18 protein-coding genes are annotated in these 16,986 nt (G+C 69.2%); 8 read left to right on the plus strand and 10 right to left on the minus strand.

The annotated features are described in order from the left end of the window. Positions 1-149: 149 nt before the first annotated feature. On the minus strand, positions 150-1,037 hold the full coding sequence (locus tag ACQEVY_RS25700; protein ID WP_432951811.1) for a hypothetical protein: 888 nt from the start codon (positions 1,035-1,037) through the stop codon (positions 150-152). Positions 1,038-1,417: 380 nt separating this feature from the next. Here ACQEVY_RS25700 and ACQEVY_RS25705 point away from each other — a divergent pair, with 380 nt between their 5' ends. After that, positions 1,418-3,376, plus strand: coding sequence for a helix-turn-helix domain-containing protein (locus ACQEVY_RS25705; protein WP_432951812.1), 1,959 nt, complete (start codon positions 1,418-1,420; stop codon positions 3,374-3,376). A 260-nt stretch (positions 3,377-3,636) separates the two neighbouring features. On the opposite strand, the gene ACQEVY_RS25710 is transcribed toward ACQEVY_RS25705, so the two are convergent. Both ACQEVY_RS25710 and ACQEVY_RS25715 read right to left on the minus strand, forming a co-directional pair. Further along, positions 3,637-3,951: a hypothetical protein gene (locus tag ACQEVY_RS25710; protein ID WP_432951813.1), complete on the minus strand. Its 315-nt coding sequence runs from the start codon at positions 3,949-3,951 to the stop codon at positions 3,637-3,639. Beyond that, positions 3,948-4,160 carry a hypothetical protein gene (locus tag ACQEVY_RS25715; RefSeq protein ID WP_432951814.1) on the minus strand — a complete coding sequence of 71 codons (213 nt, stop codon included), beginning with the start codon at positions 4,158-4,160 and terminating at the stop codon, positions 3,948-3,950. Before ACQEVY_RS25715 ends, ACQEVY_RS25710 begins: the two co-directional genes overlap by 4 nt. Before the next feature lie 137 nt (positions 4,161-4,297). Here ACQEVY_RS25715 and ACQEVY_RS25720 point away from each other — a divergent pair, with 137 nt between their 5' ends. The 3 genes from ACQEVY_RS25720 to ACQEVY_RS25730 are packed head-to-tail and all read left to right on the plus strand — an operon-like array spanning position 4,298 to position 5,531. Beyond that, entirely contained in the window at positions 4,298-5,131 is an 834-nt protein-coding gene (locus tag ACQEVY_RS25720; RefSeq protein WP_432951815.1) for a helix-turn-helix domain-containing protein, read from the plus strand. Then, entirely contained in the window at positions 5,128-5,331 is a 204-nt protein-coding gene (locus ACQEVY_RS25725; protein WP_432951816.1) for a DUF397 domain-containing protein, read from the plus strand. The genes ACQEVY_RS25720 and ACQEVY_RS25725 overlap by 4 nt, the downstream gene beginning before the upstream one ends. Further along, positions 5,328-5,531 (plus strand): DUF397 domain-containing protein, encoded by a 204-nt coding sequence (locus ACQEVY_RS25730; RefSeq protein ID WP_432951817.1) that lies wholly within the window; start codon positions 5,328-5,330, stop codon positions 5,529-5,531. The genes ACQEVY_RS25725 and ACQEVY_RS25730 overlap by 4 nt, the downstream gene beginning before the upstream one ends. Here the strand turns inward: ACQEVY_RS25730 and ACQEVY_RS25735 are convergent. Beyond that, complete coding sequence (locus ACQEVY_RS25735) at positions 5,528-7,297, minus strand: Imm49 family immunity protein (protein ID WP_432951818.1); 1,770 nt, start codon at positions 7,295-7,297, stop codon at positions 5,528-5,530. The two genes, ACQEVY_RS25730 and ACQEVY_RS25735, sit on opposite strands and share 4 nt — an antisense overlap. 301 nt (positions 7,298-7,598) lie before the next feature. Here ACQEVY_RS25735 and ACQEVY_RS25740 point away from each other — a divergent pair, with 301 nt between their 5' ends. Together ACQEVY_RS25740 and ACQEVY_RS25745 are read left to right on the plus strand one after the other, a co-directional pair. Beyond that, positions 7,599-8,276, plus strand: a complete 678-nt coding sequence (locus ACQEVY_RS25740) for an RNA polymerase sigma factor (protein ID WP_432955389.1) — start codon at positions 7,599-7,601, stop codon at positions 8,274-8,276. Continuing rightward, complete coding sequence (locus ACQEVY_RS25745; RefSeq protein WP_432951819.1) at positions 8,273-9,385, plus strand: CU044_5270 family protein; 1,113 nt, start codon at positions 8,273-8,275, stop codon at positions 9,383-9,385. Before ACQEVY_RS25740 ends, ACQEVY_RS25745 begins: the two co-directional genes overlap by 4 nt. A 74-nt stretch (positions 9,386-9,459) precedes the next feature. Here the strand turns inward: ACQEVY_RS25745 and ACQEVY_RS25750 are convergent, their stop codons facing one another. The 6 genes from ACQEVY_RS25750 to ACQEVY_RS25775 all read right to left on the minus strand — a co-directional run bounded on the left by ACQEVY_RS25750 (position 9,460) and on the right by ACQEVY_RS25775 (position 15,234). Continuing rightward, positions 9,460-10,923 carry a sensor histidine kinase gene (locus ACQEVY_RS25750; RefSeq protein ID WP_432951820.1) on the minus strand — a complete coding sequence of 488 codons (1,464 nt, stop codon included), beginning with the start codon at positions 10,921-10,923 and terminating at the stop codon, positions 9,460-9,462. After that, complete coding sequence (locus ACQEVY_RS25755) at positions 10,920-11,654, minus strand: response regulator transcription factor (protein WP_165343071.1); 735 nt, start codon at positions 11,652-11,654, stop codon at positions 10,920-10,922. The genes ACQEVY_RS25750 and ACQEVY_RS25755 overlap by 4 nt, the downstream gene beginning before the upstream one ends. Before the next feature lie 125 nt (positions 11,655-11,779). Next, the gene (locus tag ACQEVY_RS25760) at positions 11,780-11,986 is read right to left on the minus strand and encodes a hypothetical protein (protein WP_432951821.1); all 207 of its coding nucleotides are present in this window, start codon (positions 11,984-11,986) and stop codon (positions 11,780-11,782) included. 27 nt (positions 11,987-12,013) lie between these two features. Then, a complete protein-coding gene (locus ACQEVY_RS25765) occupies positions 12,014-13,135 on the minus strand; it encodes a S1C family serine protease (RefSeq protein WP_432951822.1) in 1,122 nt (373 codons plus the stop codon). Positions 13,136-13,369: 234 nt separating this feature from the next. Further along, complete coding sequence (locus ACQEVY_RS25770) at positions 13,370-14,392, minus strand: LacI family DNA-binding transcriptional regulator (protein WP_432951823.1); 1,023 nt, start codon at positions 14,390-14,392, stop codon at positions 13,370-13,372. A 23-nt stretch (positions 14,393-14,415) separates the two neighbouring features. Continuing rightward, entirely contained in the window at positions 14,416-15,234 is an 819-nt protein-coding gene (locus tag ACQEVY_RS25775) for a response regulator transcription factor (protein WP_432951824.1), read from the minus strand. Positions 15,235-15,503: 269 nt separating this feature from the next. Here ACQEVY_RS25775 and ACQEVY_RS25780 point away from each other — a divergent pair, with 269 nt between their 5' ends. Then, positions 15,504-16,415: an alpha/beta hydrolase gene (locus tag ACQEVY_RS25780; RefSeq protein WP_432951825.1), complete on the plus strand. Its 912-nt coding sequence runs from the start codon at positions 15,504-15,506 to the stop codon at positions 16,413-16,415. A 68-nt stretch (positions 16,416-16,483) separates the two neighbouring features. Beyond that, a complete protein-coding gene (locus tag ACQEVY_RS25785; RefSeq protein ID WP_328770670.1) occupies positions 16,484-16,738 on the plus strand; it encodes a MoaD/ThiS family protein in 255 nt (84 codons plus the stop codon). Positions 16,739-16,986 lie beyond the last annotated feature (248 nt).

The raw sequence follows: 16,986 nt of genomic DNA on the forward strand, positions 1-16,986 counted from the left end.
CGCGCCCCTTAGGGGCGCGGGGAACTGCGCGACCAGCCACAACGGACCCGCAGATTCGAACTGCATCCCCAGCGGAGCGCCAGCGTGCCTCCGCCCCGAGTTCAGGTTCGGGCGGAGGCACGCTGCTGTGAAGGGCGGTGCAGGCTACGTCACTTGGCGCAGGTCGCCGGGTCGAGGTTCTCCTGGATCTTGTCCTCACGGCCGTCGGGGGAGCCGTCCGGGAGGAGCTTGTCGGAGATGCCGTCGATGTAGTAGCCGTGGGAGTAGATCTTCTGCCAGGAGGCGTCGCGGCCGCGCCAGGTGGTGGTGTTCTCCCAGCTGTCCGAGTCGTTCGGGTCGCCGCCCTTGTGCCAGCTGTAGCTGGTGACGTTGAAGACGGGGTTCACGCGCACCACGCGCTGGTACGGCGTCCACGTCGTGGCGATCTGGGCGCACGCCGGGATGGACTTCTCGCTGCGGAGCTCGAAGGACGAGCTCTTCTCCCAGCCCCACTCGTAGCTGAAGCTGCTCTCCACGCCACCGCCGAAGAGGCCCTTGGCGAAGGAGAGGCTGATCTTGGCGCCCACGCTCTTCTTGGCGGAGGTCTTCGTGGTGTAGTTCCGGACGATGGTTTCCTTGTCGTCCGTCGTGCCCTGGTTGCCGATCCAGCGGGAGGTGCGGACCGTCTCGCCCTTGATGGACCAGGTCGAGGACTGCGGGTAGGTGCAGTACCCGCTGAAGTACTCCCAGGGAGCGGTGGGGGAGTGACCGAGGCGCTCGGCCTCGGCGAACATCTCGTCGTACGTCCGGAACTGCCCGGTCTCGACGTTGAGGCTGCCGTAGACCCGGCCGTCGTCGTCGGCCTCCTGGCTGCAGAGCCGCTCGATCATGAGGTCCGTGTCGCCGGGGTCCACACCCCGGATGTTCGTCGAGCCGCCCGGGCCGCCCGGAGCCGCGTTGGCGGGACCGGCGGTGGCCGCGAGGCCGGTGACGGCCAGGGCGGTGGTCATCGTGACCAGGGCGCCCCTCTTCAGCACGGACTTGAGTGCGGATTTCACGTATGTACGCTCCTGCTTGCTCACCGGCACCGGATGACGCCGGTCTTGCCTTACGTGGGGGAAAAGCAGAGCCCGACGGCGTCGGAAAGGCTGAGAAGCCGAGAAGAGGTGCGGGGGCCGCCGGTCAAGTGCCAGTGAAGCGGACGTACTTCACGGCGCCATCACGGTTTCATCAGAGACGTCTCAGGAAACGTGGGCTGACTGTGAGTCCGTACGTCCGCAGATTCGGCCGCGTACGACTGCTGCGGCGGCCCGATGCCCTGTGGCTTCCTGGAGTCGACTAGGCGACAATGACCGCTTCGCGTGGTCCAGGGGACTACGCGAAACCGCCAGGTCACCGGGCATCCCGGAGAGAGGACGTCATGCTCACGTTGGGCGATATGTGTGCGGAGCCTGACTTCTCGCTGCGTATCGTCGACGGCAGTCCGCCGGCCGCCGACCGGGTCGTCGATGCCGTACGGGTGCTGCCGGGGACCTCTTGGGAACGTGATCCGCTGGCGGATGTCGGCGACGAGCTGGTGGTGATCCGCCCGTTCGCGGACGGACCCGCCGACCGGCAGTCGGGCACAGGCAACGGCAAGGGCAAGGCCAGGGAAGCGGCCGAGCGGCTGCTGCGCGAACTGGCGCGGCAGCGGGCCACGGCCCTGGTCGTGGCCGTTGACCGGCACGGAGCCGCGGCCGTTCCCGCCGCGATCCGCGTCTCGGCGGCCCGGCTGAGCCTGCCGCTGCTGACCACGACCAAGTCGCTTCAGCAGTGGAGCGAGCTGGCGCCGCGGGTACGTGAGTACCGGCGCCGCCACGCGGAGTGGCAGGCCGAACAGCTCGCCGCCCTCCTGAACCGGCTGCCCGACCGCCTCGAGGCCGCGGACGCGGCCGTGATGCAGCACGTCGCCGACTGGCTGGCGGCGGCGCTGGAGGGAGAGGTGCTGGTCAGCGATCCGCAGCGGGGTGTGCTGGCCGCGTCGCCGGCGACGGCGGCGGGGACGTTCGCGCCGCTGCTGGTGGGGCGGAGTGTGGAGCCGTCCGGTGCCGTGTCGCCGAACACGCGGTTCGTGCCGCTCGCCGGGGCGGGGTCGGGCGCGGTCCTTGCGGTGACCGCGAGCCGCCCGTTCGACGATGCCGGTACGGATCTGACGCGGCATGCGGCCAAGGTGCTGGGCCTGATCGACCAGGCCGGCCGACGACACCACCAAGTGGCCGACTCCGAACGGCAGTTGAGGCTCAGCGCCTTCCAGCTCCTCATGATCGGCGAGGAAGCCGCCGCCCAGCGGGTGATGGCTCCGCTCGCTCCGGGACTGCTGGACATGGAATCCCTACGGGTCTACGTGATCGACTGCGCGGACGAGGACCGCGAGATCACCGCCCGGCTCGCCGAACGTGCCGTCGCCGACCACGCGTTGATGGTGCGTTGCCCCGCCTTCAACCACCTGATCGTGCTGGACCCGGCGCGCGACGGCGCCTCCGGGAACACGTACGACCCCTCCGGCCTCCCGCTGTCCACGCCATCGGAGACGGCCGAAGAGCTGCGCCGGATCGTCACCTCGCTGTCCAGTCACCGTATGGGTGGCAGCCGGGTGCGCCAGCTCGGGGAGGTCGCGGACGCCTACGAGGAGGCGCGTAACGCCCTCGCGCAGGCGAGCCGGCTGCCCGACCGGGTCGCGCTCGGCGAGGACCGGATGCATCTGGTGGACGTACTGCCTCCGAAGACGGCGCGCCGCTGGGCCGGAACCCTGCTGCATCCCCTGCTGACGTTGCCCATGAGCCGCCGCGACCAGCTGCTGCGCACGCTGGACCTGGGCCTGGAGGTCCGGCACAAGGCGGCCGGCCGCCTGTTGGGCGTTCACCGCAACACCGTGACGCACCGCATGAACACCTGCTTCGACCTGCTCGGCCTCGACCGCGACCGCGTCCTGAACCAGATCGCGGTGTCCACGGCCCTCAAGATCGTCATGGCGCACGGCCACGACGACCTCTCGGCCGACCCGGAGGCCGACTTCGCGGCGATGGTGTCCGTACCCGAGGTGCGGGCCTGGGCGGAGTCGTTCCTGCGCCCGCTGAAGGACGACCCGCGTGACCTCCCGCGCACGCTGCGCGCCTGGCTGGAGAACGACACCCACGTGGAGTCGACGGCCACGGCGCTCGGCATCTCACCGGTGACGGTACGCGCCCACCTGCGCACCGCCGCCCCCCTCATCCAACGCGAACTCACCCTGGACCTGGACGGCGACACCCTCCCCGACGACGACGACCACGTACTGAGCGGAGTACGCCCCCTCGCCTTCGCCCTCCACGCCACCACCGGCCGCCCACACCTGCCGTCCCGCCCTGTGCACGCCTGAGGACTTCACCCCTCCGGTTGTGCGCGAGGGCCACCGCCCGTGCACCGGCTGGGTGCGACCCCCGGTAACCGTGCACACGTGACATGGCACGGACCGCTCCCCGCTGCCTAGCGTGTGCGTTGTCCGTCCCATTGCCGGGGGAGAACGGGGGACGGAGACGGGGGAACGTATGTCCGGGGCGGGGTGATCACACCTCCGCCCCGCACATACGGATGACGGGGCGGCCCGAGGGGGGGTGGCCGGGCGGCGGGTGCGCGGCGTCACGGTATACGCGACGGTGTACTCGTCTCGTCGGCATCCGTCGTCTGGATGCGCGCGCCTCGGCTGGTCGCGATGCGCAGGACGTCGCTCAGGGATTCCGTTGCCCTTGTGAGGGCGAAGCGGACGGCTCGTTCGCCGGACTTTGTGTCTGCCAGTACTGCTTTGGCTCCTGCGAGTACCTGTTCTCCGGAGTGGAGTTGGGCTTCTTCTACGTCGTCGGCGAGTAGGGAGAGCATGCTCTCGTCGTTGTCGGTGCTGAGGTAGCAGGGCTTGCCCTCGGGGGTGGTCCAGGGCAGCAGGCGGAGGGGCGTCATACGCGGAGCTCCACTCCGTGGATGCAGCGGGGGCCGATGTCGATGCCCTGCACTGCGAGCCAGAGCTCGCGGCGGCGACGGCGTTGCAAACGCCGTTCGCGGTAGGTCAGTTGGGGCGGGGCGGCTCGGTGGCGGCCGCGGGCGGGCAGCAGTACGTGTAGCAAACACGTCAGCAGGGACTCGCAGAGTTCCGCGATACGTGTGCTCATGCCGGGGCTCCTTCTTGCCGGTTGGCGTCGTCGTGACGAGCGGTGATTACCGTTCGTGTCTCGATCGTCACTGCTCGGACGTACGCTGCGGAAGAGGATGGGCGTTGTCTGGCGCCCAGGCAACGGCGAGGGGTGACATGGACGAACAGGTTGACGCGGAAGGGCAGTCGCGGCGCGCGGCCCTCGGGCGGACGTTGCGGCTCCTGCGGGAGAAGGCCGGTAAGTCGCTGGGGCAGTTGGCCGAGGAGACGGCGTACGACAAGAGCTATCTGTACCGCCTGGAAACGGGGGAACGGCTCTCCAAACGGGCGGTCATGGAGGACCTGGACAGGTATCACGGCACAGATGACCTGCTGGTTCGCTTGTGGCGCGACGCGCGCCAGGAGGTCATCAAGGACAAGTACAAGGCCTTCATGGAACTGGAAGCCACGGCGCGCGTCATGTGGCTGTTCCAACTTCGGGTGCCGGGTCTGTTGCAGACCGAGGACTACGCCCGAGCGGTGTTGTCAGGGTTGTCTGGCGCTCAGACAACGGCTGACAACGATGAGGAAGTTGAGGAGCAGGTCGCTCTGCGCATCGGACGGCAGGAACTGCTGCACCGGCGGCCGGCGCCGAGCGTGCGCGTGATTCTGGACGAGTCGGCTCTGCGGCGACCGGTTCCCGACGCGGAGGTTTGGGCGGCCCAGCTGTCACACCTCGTGGACGCAGCGGAACTCTCGAATGTCGCGCTGCAAGTGCTGCCTTTCACGGCCGGTGTGCACGACCTCATGGACAGTCACCTCTGGCTCCTCTGGCAGCGAGTCGGGGAGCCCGTTGCCTACGTGGAGGGCAACGGTGTCGGCGAGCTGATCGAAGATCCGGACAAGGTTCTGGCCTTTCGTTTGTCCTACGATCTCGTCAGGGATGCGGCGCTGACTCCCGCGGAGTCGACGGCGTTTATCAAGCGCCTTCTGGAGGAGTGCAGATCATGAAGCGAACCCTCGACCTCAGCGCGGCCGTGTGGCGCAAGTCGTCATACAGCGATGGTGGCGGCACAAACTGCGTCGAGGTCGCCGACGGCCACCTCGGCATAGTCCCGGTCCGCGACAGCAAGACCCCGGACGGCGGCGTGCTGGTCTTCGGGACGTCGTCGTGGTCCGCGTTCGTGGTCGGAGTGAAGGAGACCGCGTGATCCCCGACCCCAGGGCCGCCGCCTGGCGCAAGTCGTCCTACAGCGACGGGGGAGCCAACAACTGCGTCGAGGTCGCAGACGGCTACCCCGGCATAGTGCCGGTCCGCGACAGCAAGGCCCCGGACGGCGGCGTACTCGTCTTCGGCGCGACCTCATGGGCGTCGTTCGTGACACAGGTCAAGCGCGGAGTGCGGGCCTAGAACGGCTCCGCCGCTGCCAGGATCCGCGCCGGCAGGTACGGCGACGTGACCCGGATGTTCCAGCCGCGGCGGCGTGCGTGGCAGGTCAGGGCCAGGATGTCCAGGTTGATCGCGGCGTCGCAGTCTGTGGCGCGGTCGGCGATGCGGTGGTGGTCGCGGTGGGCTTCGAGGGCGTCCAGGAGAGCCAGGTTGAAGCTTTGCTCGTCGCCTTCGACCAGTTGGGAGAAGAGGACGGCCGGGGGCGGGAGGAAGGTCTGGTTCTTCGCCTTCTCGCAGTCCTGTAGCGCGCGGTCCGTGGCGGGTTCCGGGTCCTCGCCGCGCAGGTAGTCGTGCAGGGCCTCGCGGTACGAGGCGAAGAGGGACCCGTCCTTGCGGGCGCACGTCGGGCCGGCGAGGACGAGCGGTGCCAGGTCTTCGCGGCGGCCTGTGATCAGGGCGAAGTCGACGGCCTTGTGCCAGGCGCCGGGGTCGGCTTCCTCGTCGAGGCCCGCGGGATACCTCACCGTCGTACCGTCGATCGTCACCTCGACGTCGGTACCGGGTTCCGCGAGCGTCGTACGGAAGAGCGCGGCGCCCAACTCCGCTGCTAGCCGCAGATTTCCGAGCTGGAGGTCCGTGACGTCGGCGGAGTGCGAGGCGCGGGTCTTGAAGAGGATCTCCTGGTCGGTCATCGCGTGCGTCAGCTGCCAGACGGCGAGTTGCTCACCGGGCACCGGCGTGAAGGCCTCCCTGGTGAACCGCTCGAACTGGGCCGCGCTCTCCAGGGTCAACGGCTGCGGATCCACGGGACGCTCGAACTCGACCACACCGTGGGCCAGTTCGGTGATCGCGTCCGGGCGCCGGTCACGGCCGTACGGGCCCACCCTCGGTGGCGCGGTCTCGAAACCGGTGATCAGCGCGTGCGGGAGGTAGTCGGTGTCGACGGGGAGCGGCCAGCCCTCGCGGCGGTGGGCGAGGGCCGTCAGGGCGAGGGGGAGAAGCGGCAGCAGGGTGCTCGGGGAGGCGCCCGGGCCGGGGAGGGTGGCGTGCGGAAGGAGGAGGCTCACGACCGCGGTGCCGAAGGCTTCCTGGTCGCCCACGGTGAGGGCCCGCAGGGCGTACAGCGCGGTGGTGTGTGGCCGGTCGAGCAGCTCTTCGGTCACCTCGGCGTCCAGGAGCCAGATTCGGGCCAGCGCGGCGTTGATTGCCGCCAGCTTCTCCTCGCGGGACGTCGGGTGGTTCGCGTCGTCGTCTCCGGTGTCGCCGAGGACGTACGCCATGAAGCCGTTGATCAGCTCGGCGTCGGGGCGTCCGGCGCCGCCCTTCTGGGGATGTTCGCGGGCGAAGTGGAAGGCCTCGCCGTGCCATTGGGCCTTGTCGGCGAGAACGGACAGGCAGAAGGCGTCGAGCCACTGGGTAGCGGTGACGGACGTGGGGCTGCCCTCGGAACCGGCGTCGTAGGTCATGCCCCAGTTGACGTAGTTGAGGAAGACCTGGAACTGGGCGTGCGGGTAGTACGCCGCATACGCCACGGCTCCGGCGGCGGCCTCGGCGGCGTCCTGCAACACCGCCTTCGCCTCCGGGGTGTGGAGATCCGGCGTCTCTACGGAGAGCGCACCCAGGTAGTCGACGAACTCCTCGGCCAGCATCCACCACTCGTACGACGTCACCGGCCCGGCCTTCGACATCGAATGGACCCGCGAGCCGATGCGGTTGCTGAAGTCCTCCCGCACGGCCGAAACCGCCGCCTCACCGACCCGATGCCGCTCTATCCGCTCCACCCGCACTGCCCGCTCCCCCTGTCCCCGTGTCCCCCTCTTCAAGATCCGGCCCCAGCCTAGATCGCGTCGGCAGCGGCCTTTCGGCGGGGTGAGATCACGTGGACGGCGTTCAGGGCTCAGACCGCGTCGTCTGCTGAGGGGTGGGGGTGGGTGGGCTGTTGCGGGAACTTGTGACACTTGGACGTGTAAGTGTCACAAGTTCCCGCAACAGCCCTGCCCCCCACCGGGCAGTTGATGGACGAGGCGTGACGCACGTCACGGGAAGGCGGTACCCCGTGCCGTACAGCTCATAGAAGTGACCACTCATATGCGAACCCGGGTACGGGCCGGGGATCCGAGCGCTTACGCCGAGCTCTTCGACACGTACTCCCGCGCGGTCTACAACCACGCGTTCCGGCTGACCGCGGACTGGTCGACGGCCGAGGACGTGATGGCCGCGACCTTCATGGAGGCGTGGCGGCTGCGGGACAGAGTCGACCCCGAGGGCGGCTCCCTACGGCCCTGGCTGCTCGGCATCGCCACGAACACGGCACGCAACCAGTACCGCAGCAACCGGCGCTACCGCCGTGCCGCGAACGCCGCCGCGGCGGCGGAACTCTCCGTGCCCGACCACGCCGAGGAGGTCGCCGACCGCGTCGACGACCGGCACCGCCTCGCCACCGCCCTCACCGCGCTGGCGGCCCTGCGCAGACCCGAACGCGAGGTCATCACGCTCTGCCTGGGGGAGGGCCTCGACTACGAGGCCGCGGCGGAGGCACTGGGCATCCCGGTCGGCACCGTCGCCTCCCGGCTCTCCCGGGCCCGCAAGAAGCTGCGCGCGATCGCTGAGGCCCAACTGGCGCGCCCCGTAAGCGACTTGGGTCGCCCCGCTCCGGAAACCGCACTCGAGAAAGTTCGTGGAAAACGGGAAGGCCCCCGCCCCGCCCGACAGACAAGAGGCGACCACATAAACGCGATCCGGCCCGCACAGGAAGGAAACCGATGAACGCGAACACGTCCCGGCAGCACCCTGCCGAGGGGGACCGGGAGGCACAGCTCCTCTCCCAGACGGCGCGTGACCTGCCGACGGGCCGCCACGAGTTCCACAAGGAGCATCTGATGGCCCAGATCCACGAGCAGATCCAGCGCGAAGAGCGGGAAGCGCCCACGGCGGCCACGGCGACGCCCGGGAAGGTACGGCGATTCCGGCTGCCGCGCCCGGCGATCACGCTGCCCGCGATGGCGGCCGCCCTGTCCGCGGTGGTCGTCGGCGGCATGGTGACATCCGGCGGTGGCGAGGGAGTGCGGGAGAGCGGCCTCGCCACCGGCCCGGCCCTGACCACCGACGTCGGTACCGCGACCACGAAGGGAGTGCCCCAGCTGATCGACCAGATCTCACTGGCGGCCAAAAGCGATCACCCGGCCGTCAAGCCCGGCCAGTACATCTACATCGAGTCCGTGGCGGCCGACACCTTCCTGAAGACCGTCGACGACAAGACCAGCCTGGCCAGCCACAAACTGCACCGCCGTCAGATCTGGCAGTCCCCCGACGGCGTCAAGGGCTGGCTGATCGACCCCGCCGTCAACCGCAGCCCGGAGGGCGAGACCCTGAGCCTGCCCGACGAGCAGGGCAACACCCCGAAGGCGGATCTCAGCAACCCGTCGTACGACTACCTGGCCAAGCTGACTACGGACCCCGACGCACTGCTGGCCAAGATCTACAAGGAGACCAAGGGCCAGGGGAACACCCCCGATCAGCAGGCCTTCACCACCATCGGTGACCTGCTCGGTGAGAGCTACCCGCCGCCGGAGCTCTACTCGACACTGTTCGAGGCCGCCGCCAAGATTCCCGGCGTCGTCGTCGTCGACGACGCGGTGGACGCGGCCGGCCGGCACGGGGTGGCGGTGGCCCGGCTGGACGAGACGAGCGGGCAGCGCGAGGAGTGGATCTTCGACAAGAAGACCCATGTCTTCCTTGGCTCGCGCAATGTCCAGGTGAAGCAGCTCAACGGAGTGGACGCCCTGATCAAGCCCGGCACGGTGAACTTCACCATGGCCATCAAGAACCGCGCCGTGGTCGACGGCATGAAGCAGACACCGTCACAGGCGAGCTGAGACCGAGCCTTCCGGGCCGCGTCCGTCCGGTCCTTCCGGGCCGCGTCCGTCCGGCGCGGTCCGGAAGGACCGGCTCAGTCCAGCGCGGGCGGCGGTGTCGGGGCGCCGGGCAACCGGATGGTCGCCACCGTTCCGCCGCCCTCCGCCGGGGTCAATGTCACCTCGCCGCCCGCCTGTTGGACTGTGCGGGCCACGATGGACAGGCCGAGGCCAGAGCCTGGGAGGGCGCGGGCGGACGGGGAACGCCAGAAGCGGTCGAAGACGTGGGGGAGGTCTTCGGTGGGGATGCCGGGGCCGTGGTCGCGGACCGTCAGTTCGCCGGCCTTGAGGTTTACGTCGATCGTGGCGCCGTCGGGGCTGAACTTCACCGCGTTGTCGAGGACGTTCACGATCGCCCGCTCCAGCGCTGTCGGTTCGGCGCGTACGTACCAGGGCTGGAGGTCTGCCGTGATCGTCAGTTCCGGGCCGCGCAGGCGGGCGCGGCGCAGGGCCGACTCCACCGTTTCCTGGAGGTCCAGGATCTGCACGCGGTCGCCCTGCTGGCCCGAGTCCGAGCGCGACAGTTCCTGCAAGTCGCCGATCAGAGACGCCAGTTCGCTCATCTGGGCCTTCACGGAGGAGAGCAGCGCCTTGCGGTCCTCCGGCGGGATCGCCCGGCCTGTCTCCTCGCTGCGGCTGAGGAGTTCGATGTTCGTACGGAGCGAGGTCAGTGGCGTACGGAGTTCATGGCCCGCGTCCGCGATCAGCTGCTGTTGCAGGTCGCGGGACGAAGCCAGGGACGCCGTCATCGAGTTGAAGGAGCGGGAGAGGCGGGCGATCTCGTCCTCGCTGGCGTCCTCTACCGGGATGCGGATGGTGAGGTCTTCGGTGCGGGCCACGTGTTCTACGGCTTCGGTGAGATTGTCGACGGGGCGGAGGCCTGCTCGGGCGACCCACAGGCCCGTCACTCCCGCGCCCGCCACTCCGATACCGGAGACGGCGAGGAGGAGCAGGGCGAGTTCATTGAGGGTGGACTCGGTGCTGTGGAGGGGGTAGGCGATGAGGAGGGCGGTGCCCTCGGACACAACCTGGTCGCCGATGCTCACCTCGCCGAGGGGAATCGTCAGCACGCGTACGTGATTGCCGTCGCTGTCGGTGCCGTCGCGGAATCGCCCGCCGGAGGAGGCGTTCTCGATCGCATCGATGTCGCTGTCGGTGACCTTCACCGTGCCCGCGGAGTCGCCAAAGGCGCAGGGGGTGCCATCGGCCTTGACCAACTGGAAGTAGTAGTCGCTCCGGCGCTGGTAGCCATCCGTGTCGCTCGATGTCTCGGGGCAGGTGCTGAGGAGCCTCTGGATCTCTGCGATCGATTGTGGTTTGTGTGACTTCCCCATCAGGTCGTCGTCCAGCTCGTCGTACAACTTCGTCTGCACAACGAACCAGCAAGCCACCGAAACCGCCGCCACCGCGAACGCCACCGCTGCGGCCACCAGCAACGCCAAGCGCGAGCGAATCGGCAGCGACCGCAGGCGCCGTACGACCTTCGGGACTCCCTTCATTCCGCGCCGCCCGATCGCAGCACATACCCGACCCCCCGCACCGTGTGCACCAGGCGCGGCTCGCCGCCCGCCTCGGTCTTGCGGCGCAGGTACATGACGTACACGTCAAGGGAGTTGGAGGAGGGCTCGAAGTCGAAGCCCCAGACCGCCTTCAGGATCTGTTCGCGGGTGAGGACCTGGCGCGGGTGCGCCATGAACATCTCCAGGAGCGTGAACTCCGTACGGGTCAACTCCACCTGCCGCCCGCCCCGCGTGACCTCGCGCGTGGCGAGGTCCATGCGGAGGTCGGCGAAGGTCATGGCCTCGTCGTCCTGGGTGGCGCCCGCGATGGACGCCGCGTACGAGCTGCGGCGCAGCAGGGCGCGGATCCGGGCGAAGAGCTCGTCGAGTTCGAAGGGCTTGACCAGGTAGTCGTCGGCGCCGGCGTCGAGCCCGGTGACCCGGTCGCCGACCGTGTCGCGGGCCGTCAGCATCAGGATCGGCGTCATGTCGCCGGCCCCGCGGATGCGGCGCGCGGCCGTCAGGCCGTCCATGCGGGGCATCTGGATGTCGAGGACGACCAGGTCGGGCTGGTACGCGGTCGCCTTCTCCAGCGCGTCCGCGCCGTCGACCGCGACCTCCGTGTCGTATCCCTCGAAGGCGAGGCTGCGCTGGAGTGCTTCACGCACGGCGGGCTCGTCGTCGACGATCAGGATGCGCTGGATGTCACGGTCGCCTTCGGCGGGGCTCATGGGCTTCGGGTTCCTCGGGTGCGGTGGACGACATGGGACGACATGGGACGACTGAAGGTGCTGAACGCTGTCAGCGTCGCATGGTTCCCGGTGGGCGCGTAAAGGGCGGGAGGAGCCGGGCGGGATCAGCCGCGCAGCGTCGTGAGCCGGTTCAGCGGCACCTTGCGGCGGTGCGGGCGGGCGGCAGTGGTGCGCAGGCCCATCATCTGAGGGGCCGCAGACACCTCCGGCGCCCGCGTCTGCGGCGCGTGCAGTGCGTACGCCACCTCAAGGGCCAGGGCGAACCCGGCCGGGTCGGTGCCGGCCGCCGTGTGCGAAACCTGCTTGATCATGACGTACTCCTACCGGTCGGAGGGGGTTCAGCTGTCGGAACCGCCGGCCCGCAGCGTGTCCAGGTCGGACTTGACGGTGTTGATCGGGATGGCGAAGCCGAGACCGGCGCTGCCCGCGTTCGCCGAGGTGGCCGAAGCCGGCGAGTACATCGCGGAGTTGATGCCGATGATGTTGCCGTTCATGTCGATCAGCGCGCCGCCGGAGTTGCCGGGGTTGAGGGAGGCGTCCGTCTGGAGCGCCTTGTACGTCGTCGTCGACGAACCGGTGTCACCGTTGAACTCCTGGCCGCCGAAGCCGAACGGCCACTGGCCGTTGCCGCCGCCCTGGCCCTGGCCCTGACCCTGGTCCTGCTCCGTGGAGACGGTGACGTCACGGTCGAGCGCGGAGATGATGCCGCTGGTCACGGTGCCGGTCAGGCCCTCGGGGGAGCCGATCGCCACGACCTGGTCGCCCACCTTGACGCCGTCGGAGTTGCCGAGCGTCGCGGCCTTCATCCCGGAGGCGTCCTTCAGCTTGATCAGCGCCAGGTCCTTCTTGCTGTCGGTGCCGACGACCTCCGCGGAGTACGACTTGCCGTCGCTCGTCCGCACCTTGATCGAGTCGGCGCCGGAGACGACGTGGTTGTTGGTGATGATCTCGCCGTCGCCGGTGATGATCACGCCGGACCCGGTGGACTCGCCCACCGCAGAGGTCGCATTGATCTCAACGATGCTCGGGCTGACCGCTTGGGCGACCCCGGCGACGGTGCCCTTCTGAGCGGTGGGCACGACGTTCGCGGTGGAACTGGTGGTCACCCCGGTGTCGTTCCCGCTCAGCTCCTGAAAGGCGTACGCGGTACCGCCGCCCACAGCCGCGGCGGCTATCGCCACGGCGGCCAGCAACGCCAGCGGGCCTCGAGCACGCCCGCGGCGGGCGGCGCGGGAGGAGACCGGCTCGTTGAGGAGAGCGGTGGGGGCGGCGGCCTGCGGGCCATGCTGCGGCTCGTGCGCCGGCGGAGGCGGCCACTCCGGGTTTACGGGGGATCCCGCGGAGGTTCCCGCGAAAGCGGCGGGCTCCTGCTGGGAAGTGGCGTGCTCCTGCTGGGAGTACGCGGACTGCTGCTGTTCGCCCTGGGGGTACTCGCCGTTGCGGCGGAAGCTCTCGGTCATGACTCAGAGCTTGGCCCCCAACCATGAGAGCTCCCTGAGTCCCTCCTGAGAAGCCCACCAGAACCGCGTTTGCCCGATATAAAAGCGCCCCGCAAGGGGCGCGGGACTGTCACATCATGCGGCTCTGAAAGCAAGCGGCTCCCTGAGCCCCGTTAGGGGCGCGGGGAACTGCGCGACCAGCCACAACGGACCCGCACCCGAAAACTGCCCTCCCTGCGGAGCTAACTCGCGGAGCTACCCGCAACCGCAGGACCGCCGCACAACCAACTGCGAAGGAAACTGCTTCAACCGCTCCCGGCGAGAGCCGACCGTCCGCAGCCCGTCGTCCAGGACGAGGTCGACGGCGGCTCGAGCCATCGCCGACCGGTCGGAGGCGACCGTCGTCATCGGCGGATCAGTAAGCGCCGCTTCCTTGATGTCGTCGAACCCGGCGACAGCCAACTCCCCCGGCACATCAATACGCAGCTCACGCGCCGCCCGCATCACACCGACCGCCTGGTCATCGGTGGAGCAGAAGATCGCGGGCGGCCGCTGCGGCCCGGACAGCAGCTCGAGGCCCACCTTGTAGGCGTCGTAACGGTTATAGGGGGCCTCGAAGAGGCGGCCCTCAGTCGACCGGCCGGCTTCCTGCATCGCACGCCGCCACCCCTCGACATGGTCGGACACCGGGTCACCGACGGTGGGCGTCTCCGGGGTGCCGCCCAGACAGGCGACGTACTCGTGACCGTGCTCCAGGAGGTGGCGCGTGGCCTGCTGCGCGCCGCCTATGTCGTCCGTCACGACCGCGACGTCGTCGATCGCCTCGGGCCGCTCGTGCAGCAGCACCACCCGGGCGTCCCACGCCTCGATCTCGGCGGCGGCGAGGTCGTTCATCGCATGGCTGACGAGGATCAGCCCGGAGACCCGCATCCCGAGAAAGGCCCGCAGATAGTGGACCTCGCGCTCGCCGACGTAGTCGGAGTTGCCGACGAGCACCATTTTTCCGCGCTCGGAGGCGGCCTGTTCGACCGCGTGCGCCATCTCGCCGAAGAACGGCTGGCGCGCGTCCGGCACGATCAGGCCTATGAGGTCCGTCCGCCGCGAGGCCATGGCCTGGGCGACCCGGTCGGGCCGGTACCCCAGCTCCTTGATCGCGGCGAGTACACGCTCGCGCGTGGCCGGGGCGACCGGCCGGGGTCCGTTGTTGATGACATAGCTGACGACGGCGGTGGAAGTACCCGCCAGTCGCGCCACATCATCCCGAGTCACCTTGGCCACGCGCGGAGTCTACGCGGATGGACCTACCTCTGGGCAGGTCGTACGGCGGCTTCCTCGGCCTCCGTCGTGAGCCCGGCGTCCGAGGTGGCGTCCAGGTGCGCCGTCTCGTCCGTATCCTCCGGATTTGACCGCTCTGCCGGGGCCTTGACCTCGGTCGCGGTGCGGTCCAGCTTCTCCGGCGTAACGAATCGATAACCGACGTTCCGGACGGTCCCGATCAGCGACTCGTGCTCCGGACCGAGCTTCGCGCGCAGCCGCCGCACGTGCACGTCGACCGTGCGCGTACCGCCGAAGTAGTCGTAACCCCAGACCTCCTGCAGGAGCTGGGCGCGAGTGAAAACGCGACCAGGGTGCTGGGCCAGATACTTCAGCAGCTCGAACTCCTTGAAGGTCAGGTCCAGGACCCGGCCCTTGAGCTTGGCGCTGTAGGTCGCCTCGTCCACCGACAGATCGCCGTTGCGGATCTCCATCGGGGAGTCGTCGTTGACGATCTGCTGGCGGCCCATGGCCAGCCGCAGCCGCGCCTCGACCTCCGCCGGACCGGCGGTGTCGAGCAGCACGTCGTCGATGCCCCAGTCCGCGGTGACGGCCGCGAGGCCGCCCTCCGTCACGACGAGGATCAGCGGACAGCCGGGACCGGTCGACCGCAGCAACTGACACAGGCTGCGCACCTGCGGCAGATCACGGCGGCCGTCGATGAGGATGACATCGGCACCAGGGGTGTCGACGAGAGCGGGGCCCTCAGCCGGAGCCACGCGCACATTGTGCAGAAGCAGGCCGAGAGCGGGGAGCACCTCCGTCGACGGCTGAAGGGCATTGGTCAGGAGCAGCAGAGAACTCATCGTGTCCCACCTACCCGGGTCGTCCTACGGTCGTGCATGGTTCGCTCGCCCATAACGTCTGGTTCCTCCTCGGTCCCTGCGAGGACGTTTACGGCACTGCTTCGAACACTGTGCGGCTCCCGCGCCCCCGGGCGCCGCGGCTCGCGCTCTCACGACTTCACGTCGTACTTTCGCGTCGTATACAGCGTTCGTATACATCGCTCCAGAAAGCGCAAAAGGACCCGGGGGCTACGCTGCCCGAGTCCTTCATGCCCAGCAGAATAGCCCACATGAACCAAGGTCCGGCAGGTCATGTGACGCGATCTTTCAATCGTCCACTACCTGAGACAGCCCCGCGAGCCGAACAGCGGACGTTTCTGCGCACGGTCGACGGGGTCACGATCGATGCCCTGTACGAGCCTGGAAGGGGCACGTCAGCGCCGCCTTCCGAGCTTTCGGGGGCTCCGTCCGGCGATCATTCCAGCCGTCTTTCCGGCGACCCCGCGATCGTCGTCGCGCACGGGTTCACCGGGGATCTCGACCGGCCACACGTACGTCGGGTGGCAGGTCTTCTCGCGGAGCACGCGGCCGTCGTCACGTTCTCCTTTCGGGGCCACGGGGCCTCAGGCGGGCTCTCTACGGTGGGCGATCGGGAGGTGCTCGATCTGGCGGCGGCGGTCGCCTGGGCACGAGAGCTCGGCCACACCCGCGTCGCCACGGTCGGCTTCTCGATGGGCGGATCGGTGGTGCTCCGGCATGCGGCGATGCACCGCCGAGGGGCAGCCCAGGAGAAAGTGGGGCGCACGGGAGCGTATACGGACGCGGTGGTGTCGGTGAGCGCCCCCGCGCGCTGGTACTACCGCGGTACGAAGCCCATGCGCCGCCTCCACTGGGTGGTGACCCGCCCGCTCGGCCGCACGATCAGCCGCTACGGCCTGCGCACCCGGATCCACCACCGCGACTGGGACCCGGTCCCGCTCTCCCCGGTCGAGTCGGTCCCGCTGATCGCCCCGATCCCCCTGCTCATCGTCCACGGCGAACTCGACGGCTACTTCCCGCTGGACCACCCCCGGATGCTGGCCGCCGCGGGCAAGGGCCACGCCGAGCTGTGGCTGGAGGCGGGTATGGGGCACGCGGAGCACGCGGCGGACGATGCGCTGCTGGGGCGGATCGGTGCGTGGGCGGCGTCGGCCGCGCACTAGCCTGTTCGTGCCGACCGTAACCATGACAGTTACCGACTGACTCACTGACTCACTGATCGAGGAACCTGATGGCACAGGGCACGGTGCGTTACTGGGCCGCCGCCAAGGCCGCCGCCGGCGTCGCCGAGGAGCCGTACGACGCGGAGACCCTCGCCGAAGCGCTCGACGCGGCGCGCGAACGACACCCCGGCGAACTCGTCCGCGTCCTGCGGCGATGCTCGTTCCTCATCGACGGTGACCCCGTGGGCACCCGCGGGCATGAGACGGTACGGCTGGCCGAGGGCGGCACGGTCGAGGTGCTCCCGCCGTTCGCAGGAGGGTGACGGGCATCATGAGCAACCAGCAGTGGGGGTCGCCCCGCTCGAGCGACGCCGAGGGCAGGGGCGAGGGTGGGTCCGAGGAGGGCCACGGCTCCCCTCAGGGGCATGGCTCCCACGAGGGCCGCGGCTCCCGTGAGGGGCACGGCTCCCATCAGCAGCAGCCCCGCTGGCCCGGGCAGCAGGCCTCCGACGAGGACCCGCAGCAGCAGACGCAGCAGTGGGAGGGGCAGACGTGGGACACGCAGACGCAT

This window comes from Streptomyces sp. CA-288835, assembly GCF_050936385.1.
Classification (GTDB): domain Bacteria; phylum Actinomycetota; class Actinomycetes; order Streptomycetales; family Streptomycetaceae; genus Streptomyces.